5 protein-coding genes are annotated in these 7,048 nt (G+C 69.7%); all 5 read left to right on the top strand.

Annotation, left to right across the window (positions count from 1 at the left end; genetic code table 11):
* Positions 1–14: 14 nt before the first annotated feature.
* The gene (locus C7C45_RS32670) at positions 15–590 is read left to right on the top strand and encodes a DUF4240 domain-containing protein (RefSeq protein WP_110568747.1); all 576 of its coding nucleotides are present in this window, start codon (positions 15–17) and stop codon (positions 588–590) included.
* A 101-nt stretch (positions 591–691) separates the two neighbouring features.
* Entirely contained in the window at positions 692–1,645 is a 954-nt protein-coding gene (locus C7C45_RS32665; protein WP_146247481.1) for a hypothetical protein, read from the top strand.
* A gap of 295 nt (positions 1,646–1,940) precedes the next feature.
* Positions 1,941–5,213 carry a hypothetical protein gene (locus C7C45_RS32660; RefSeq protein WP_110568743.1) on the top strand — a complete coding sequence of 1,091 codons (3,273 nt, stop codon included), beginning with the start codon at positions 1,941–1,943 and terminating at the stop codon, positions 5,211–5,213.
* 216 nt (positions 5,214–5,429) lie between these two features.
* Positions 5,430–6,527, top strand: a complete 1,098-nt coding sequence (locus C7C45_RS32655) for a hypothetical protein (RefSeq protein ID WP_146247480.1) — start codon at positions 5,430–5,432, stop codon at positions 6,525–6,527.
* A gap of 291 nt (positions 6,528–6,818) precedes the next feature.
* Positions 6,819–7,048 (top strand): helix-turn-helix domain-containing protein (locus C7C45_RS32650; protein ID WP_167454913.1); only part of this gene is annotated, 230 nt, incomplete at its 3' end.

Below are 7,048 nucleotides of genomic sequence, written 5' to 3'. Positions count from 1 at the left end.
CCACCAGCGCGGACGTGACCATCGTCGAAGGTGCCCGCGCCGAGGCGGGCAGCGACACCGAACGCGTCGCCCAGGTACTCCTTTGTCGTCTTCGCGCATTGACTCCGCACGAGATTGAACAGTTCGAGGAACTCTGGTTCCTGGAGCAGGACGAGCTCTACTGCTGGCCGATCCGGGATGCCGCCACGCTGTTGCTCGGCCCCTTCGACGACGATGACTTCCTCGCGGTACAGGACTGGATCGTGTCGCACGGGCGGCAAGTCATGCGGCGCGTCCAGGCCAACCCGGACACCCTTGTCGAGTTGGCCCCCGATCGGCACAACGCGCGGATCGATTGGTTCTGCGGCCTGCCGATCGAGGCGCACATCGCCGCAACCGGGGCTCCCTCCGCCATCGATGGGCCCTCCGGACCCGACACACCCCTCGGAACCCCCGCAGACCTAACCAACGAAACCCTCACGAGGCAACGTTTCCCCAACCTCACGACCTACCTGGACGCCAATCAGTGGATCGAACGGCCATGGAAAGCGCAGCCAGCTGACCACCGACCGCACCCACCGGCCGAACACCGACCCGACCGAGCACCCTGACGTTCCGTAGCGCGCGGCTCGCGGCAGAAGACTGCGCTCAAAGTCCTGTATCGAAGGGGCCATGCGCCGTCGGTCGGCCGTCCGGGCCGTAGCATGACGGCGTGATCCGCGCCCCGTTGCCTGCCTCGGTGGGTGGCCATTGGACGGGCTTGGTCTGTGAGACGGATGGCCCGGCACGTCCCGGGCTGCGCGTCGAAGTGACGGGCGGGCGTCGTCTGCTGCTCCGTCAGGGCGATCGGGTCGTGCTATTGGGCGTTCAGCGGGCCATGCATCGAGGGGTGTACTACGCCCGCACCGGCCGGTATCGCTCGCCGCTGCCACCAATCAGCGCGGCGGAGGCCAGGCGGGTGCGGGAGACCAGTGTTGACGACGATGCGTGGTCGGCACGCTGGACCCACCAATTCACCGACTTGCTCCAGGCCGTCGGCGATGGCCCGATGTACGCCGGCCGCTGGACCCTGGCGTGGGGAATGCCGAGCTGGAGCGTCGCCGCCCACTGGCACCGTCTCCCGGCGGTTGACCCAGATCAAGGTCACATCACCTGGTTCGGTTACGGCGACCCAGTTGAAGACCAGCGGGACATCCTGCCGCTACGCCGGCTGTCACCGCACGGCGCCGCGCGGGTGCGGTCCTACCGCCGCCAGGTCCGCGAGGGGGTCTTGCCCCCGGCGCTGCTGTGGTGGGTGAGCGGCCTCGACATATTGCTCGTGCTCGACGGCCATGACAGGATCGCGGCGGCGCTGGCCGAGCACACTGTGCCAGCGGTGGTTGTCCTCGCGCCAGCCCCTGGTCCTACATGGGCTGCAGGCGCCGATCGGCACATCGTCCGCGAATACGAGGGGCGCCTGCAGGCTCTGCAACCCGCCGCGAACCACGGTGACGAACTGGCGAAGGCAAACATCGCCAACATCACTCGCCGGTTCGCCGGTCAGCTCAACGACGTCGCTCGCAGCGAGGGCCGCACCCGTGCCTGGCCGCTGCCCGGCGGAAGGGCGGCCTGGCAACAGCAGGCAGCGCAGCTGGCACCCGACTGGACGATCGGACCAGCAGGGTAGGTGTAGTGGCGTCGCGACAACACCGCTGAAGATCCAGACAGGACCCGCGCGGCCATCGATGATCACCGTGGTCTCTGATATCCGCCTCTCGGCAGTTCCGGATGGCGAGCGGCAGCTCCAGCCGTCACGCTGCGTGCCGCGCGAATCGCGGCAAATCCGCGCGTCCGGCCTTGGTGAGCAGGCAGCTATGCAATCTTGGCGTCGCCGCTGAGAAGAATCCTCCAGATCGCAGGATGGTGAGGCGCTCTCCGAGCGCGGTGATAATCGATCTCGTTCCGGCGCGCTCACGGGCACAATGAACGCCGTGCTTGCCTCCACCCGCATGTTGCTGACCTCGCTCGATCCGCTTTCGTACCGCAGCCGGATGAGCCGCCTCGCGGAATGGGCGCACACTGCGCCTGACCGGGTCCAGGTTTGCGCGGACCTGCGCGGGCAGGGCCCCCATGAGCGGTATCTCGCCCTGTTCGCCGCGGTGCTGAGCCGAGACACCGAGGGCATCACCGCTGCGACGTGCGACGCACAGCCGTCGATCAGGGGTGCCGCCTTGATCGCGGCGGTGCAAGCTGGCATCCCGATCGAGGGCCTCGCCGACAGGCCTGCGATCGAGCGTTGGCGTGTCTATCGGGCCCTGCGCCGTCGCTACGCACCGGCCGTAGCTGACGCACTGATCACCGAGGTTCGGGCCCAGGTCGGCGATGAGGAGGCCGCCGCGCTGCTGCCAGCCTGCGGCACCGAGACAGTACGCGAGATGCTGCCCCACCTGGAACACGCGCTCAACCTCGAGCGGCTGGTCCGGCGGCATCCCGGCCCGCTGCTGGATCGGGTCCGCGAGCGGCTGGCTGCGGCCACACCTGAGCTGCGGGTCAGGGTTTGGGCCGATGCCGCCGATGCGGTGCTGCGTTGTGACCCGGCGCAGGCACTCGACTTGCTCGAACGGTACGCATCCGAGGAGTCGTTGCCCGGTCCGCTGGGCGCATACGGAGTGCTCGCGGCACACGACGCGGTTCGGGTCGCCCGCCTGCTCACCGCGCCGGCCCGCGCGGCCTGGCTGAAGCGGACCGTGCTGCCACCGGCCCTGCTCCGCCGCCTCGCGTCGCTACCCATCGAAGAACTGGCGCCGCTCGCCAGTCGGTTCAGGGAACACAGCCCGGCGCTGGCAGCACTGCTCGACGCCGTGGCACCGAGTCGGCGCGGCGAGCTGTACGACCGGGCGTTAGCACACGTCGACACGGCGGTGCTGATTCCGGCTGCCGAGATCATGGAGGTGCTGCCGGTCGCGGTCCGGATCCGTGAGGCGAGTCGGGTGCTGGGCCTGGCGAAAATCCGCGAGCGGGAGACGGACGTGCGTACCTGGAGTGCGTACCTGGACTGGCCGGACGCCTCCGCAGCGCTGGATGTCGCGCTGGGATCGGGTGAGGCCGACGAGCGGGCGCACGGGTACGCGTTGCTGGTGGAGGCCGCCCGCCGCTCACGCAACCCGCACGCGGTGGCCGCGGTGATCGTCCGGCTCGGCCGGCTGCGCAACGAACAGGATCCGGTACGCGCGTCGGCGCTCACCGCGTTGACGAAGGTGGCGCCACTGCTGACTGCGGACATGGCGGCCGGGCTCAGTCAGCTGACCACCGACGCGGTCGACGCCCGCGACACCTCCGCCGCCACGACGAGCGCGTTGAGCATGCTCGCCGCCGATGTCCTGCAGCACCATGTCGCCGTACCGCAGCTGTGCGAGTGGGCGCTGCTCACGATCGACCTGGTCAGCACGAGCGCGAGTGTGCCGGTACTGCGCCGCTTTGACACGGTGCTGCGCAGAGGCCAGGAGGCGATCGTCTTCGAGCGGCTGCGCGGCTGGGTCGACGCCGGCATTGCCCGCGGCCGGTACGGTCCGCTCTTCGCGCTCACCCACGCGCTCGGCAAGCGGGCCTGGCGTCTGGCGCAGCTGCAGGAGTTGCTGCGTCAGGCGACCGGCCCCCGCACGCTGCTGTCGGTGGCCCGGACGGCGATCGCGCTATGGCTCGACAACCCCCGTACCCGCGCGGAGCGGGTGATCGAGGTGCTTGAGACCGATCCCTCGGCGGTGACGATCCAAGAGGTGTGGGCGACGATCTCCCGATCCCGCACCGACCTGCTCGACCGGGTGCTGGACCATCGCCCGCGCGGCCGGTTCATCGAATCGGGGGTGCGATGGGTGCCCGCCTGGGTGTTTCGCAGCGAGCGCTGGCTGCCCCGCCAACAGGCCCGTTTCGTAGACCTGCAGGAGCTCATCATCGACGACACCGGGCAGGGGGTGTGGCAGCGGGCGGCTGCGATCCGGGCCGCCGCCGGCGTTGGCGTCGCGGGCCGTGAACTGGTGCTGCGCCACCTCGACGCCCCCGAGGTGGCGATCGCCGAGGCAGCGCTGGGTGCGCTGGTCTGGACCGACCGGCCGGACGAAGCACTTCCGATACTGCTCCGGTACGCCGGCGGTGACCGGGCGCGTGTCGCGATGTATGCGGTCAGCCGGGCGGCCCGGCACGTCCCACCGTCTCGACTGGCCGATGTGCTCGGCGAGGTGGTGATCGGCTCGGCGAAGATCACGAGCCGGAAGGAAGCGGCCCGGCTGCTGGCACGGTACGGGCCGCCGCAGGTGATGACGGCGCTGCACGATGCACACACGGACTCGGACGCGCACCGCGATGTGCGCGCGGCGATCGTCTCCGCCGCCCGGCAGCGGCTGCAGACCGAGGCGAGCTGGACCATCCTGCGGGCCGCGGTCGACGGCAGCCGTGAGGAGCGACGCGCGGTCCTGAGCGCGTACCCGAACACAATCCCCGAGCGGCACCGCGCGCGCTACGGCGCGCTCATCGTCGAGGCTTGCCGCGCCGCCGACCGGGAGGTTCGGCGGACCGCGTTCGGCCAACTCGGGGAATGGTCGCCGTGGCTTACCGGGATCACTGAACTGGTGGTGAACAGGCTCAGTGATCTCGGAGAAACGATGGCGCGCATCGAGGTGGCCCAACTACTGAAGGCCGGAGGTGATGCGGTACTCGGCACCGCGCTGGCCCGGCTCGTGAACCGCGATGCCAACGACGACCATCCCGGCGACCCGGCCGCCGATCGCCCTGCACGGCGCCGCATCGAACTCCTCGCACGCGGCGCGGCCGTCCGGTCCGAGAGCAAACCCGCCAATGCCGACCGGACAGCCCTGGTTCAAGCGGCACGGTGGCTCGCAGATCATCCCGATTTCGCCGGCGCGGCCACGGCGCTGCTGGTCGACCTCGGGCGGCTGAACAATCTGCACGAGATCGCAGACCTGTGTGCGGACCGGCCCGTCCTCGCGTTCCGCACTGCGGAACGCGTCGGCGCCCGCTTGCGGAGCTTCCGCGAGTGGCCCGCCCCGGCGATTTTCACCGACAACATCGCGCGCCTGGCCAGGCGCGGAGACTTGGCCGGCGGGCTGTTCGCGGTGGCGCTGGTCCGGCACGGGGCCGGCTTCGGCTGGAAGGCGCCATGGCGGGACCTTCTGATTGGGCTACGCCGGCACCCGAACTCCGACGTACGCGAAGAGGCGTACGCCGTGGACATGAGCTGACGCCCTTAAAACAGCTGCCGATACCGCGTTCCCTGAGCCCAGGGATGGCAGCACCGTTCGAGCCCGGGCCATGTTTCGGGGAGCAGGCCCATCGTGCGCGGGCTCCCGGAACGGCTCAACCGGGGCCCGAACCGATTCAGCCACAAGCGGCGGATTGCGGCGGACCCGGATGTGCGCGGCGGCCAGTCCGGCGAGGCGACCAGTAGCATCCCGGACATGTCCGATCTTGCTGCGCGGTTCGCCCGGCTCGCTGGCGAATACGACTGCCGAAAGAGAGCGGCGACCGCGCTCGTCGGGCGCTGGGACTGGTACAACTGGCCGGGCCTTGATCTTCGTCCGTTGCACTTCGAACGGGACCTGCTCAAGGCTGGCCGCCGGTTGGACGCCAGACCGCCGGTCGATCGGGATGTACTGCGCATCGGGTTCGACGCCGAGGGCCGCCCGGTGGTGATCGAGGAGTACAGCGGCTTTCTTCACGGCCGCCTGTACTACGAGACGTTCGTCAGCTACGACGGCGACGTGGTCGAGGCGGCGCACTTCGATACGGACGGGCCCATCTACCTGCACGAATACCGCTTCGTGGACGGGTTGATGCGCTCGGCCGACACGGTCGCGCGGGGCGGCTCGGGGCGGGAGTCGTACGCATACACCGATGGGCGGATCAGCCGCGTCGAGATCGAGCACGACGGCCGGGCGCCCTCGGTGCTGACGGCGGAGCACGACGACCGCGGCCTGGTCCGCGTCGTCGAGGTCACGGGCCGTCGGTCCGAGGCGCGCTATGAGCGGCCGCCGGCCGGATTCGACCTCGAAGCGGCGTGCCGGATCATCGAGGACGCATTCCTCACGCTGATCCCGGACGCCGTGGCGCGCCTGGCGGTCGACGGCCCCGCCGCCTGCGTCGCGCTGAGCTACTACCGATCGGACGCGCTGTCCTTCGAGGTCCACGGGGCTACTGAGGACGAGCGAGCGGCCCTGGCGGCGATCGACAACCGGGCAGCATGGTCGCCGGCCGACTTCGAGGCCAGTACCGACGTCAACCTCGACGATGCAGGATCGGTGCGGCTGGTACGACAGGAGCTCGCCCTGCTCGACGCCAACGACCTCGATGCCGCCGCCGGATCCGAGGTGGGCCGGCGACTGTTGTGCGCGGTGGCGGCTCGGCTCAACATCCTCGACTGGTCGGACACGCTGCCAGTCGCCGACGACTTCATGGTGTACCCAGTCGACCTTGAGCTGGTCGACCTAGAGCGGAACCTGGCCGACTGCCTACCGCCGGACCGGCTCGCCCGGCTACGCGAGCGCGGCCTGCTGTGACTGACCCCGGCCAGACCCGATCTCCGCATCCGCTCTTCGGCATGAGTGCACGCCACGTCGGGTCGTGGAGGCGTGTCCGGCTGAGAGGGCTCGTGCATAAACATGGGTCCCGAACGCCTGGCCCGGGACCCGTCATAGGGCCGTTCCTCACTGGCCGCCGATAGGGAGCACCCCCGCCTGCGCGGGGAGCGGATCGGCCCCAACATCGGCTTTGGGCCTGCCCCGTTTTGACGGACATCCGAGATCAGGGGACCTGGGGTCTCCGGGAGGATGTCCATCATCATGGAGAGCATGGGGAAGAAGCGGCCGCGGCCTCGGCGTTCGTTCACGCCGGAGTTCAAGGCCGAGATCGTCGAGTTGTGCCAGCGCGGTGATCGCACTCTTCGGCAGGTCAGCCAGGATTTCGACCTGACCGAGACCGCGGTGCGTGACTGGGTCAAGCAAGCCGACCTCGACGCTGGCACCCGCACCGACGGGCTGACCAGCAGCGAACGAGACGAGCTCGCGCAGTTGAGGCGGGA

The sequence above is a fragment of the Micromonospora arborensis genome (genome assembly GCF_003205615.1).
Classification (GTDB): domain Bacteria; phylum Actinomycetota; class Actinomycetes; order Mycobacteriales; family Micromonosporaceae; genus Micromonospora; species Micromonospora arborensis.
Note: the sequence above shows the minus strand (reverse complement) of the source record. Positions and strands in the feature narration are given on the sequence as shown.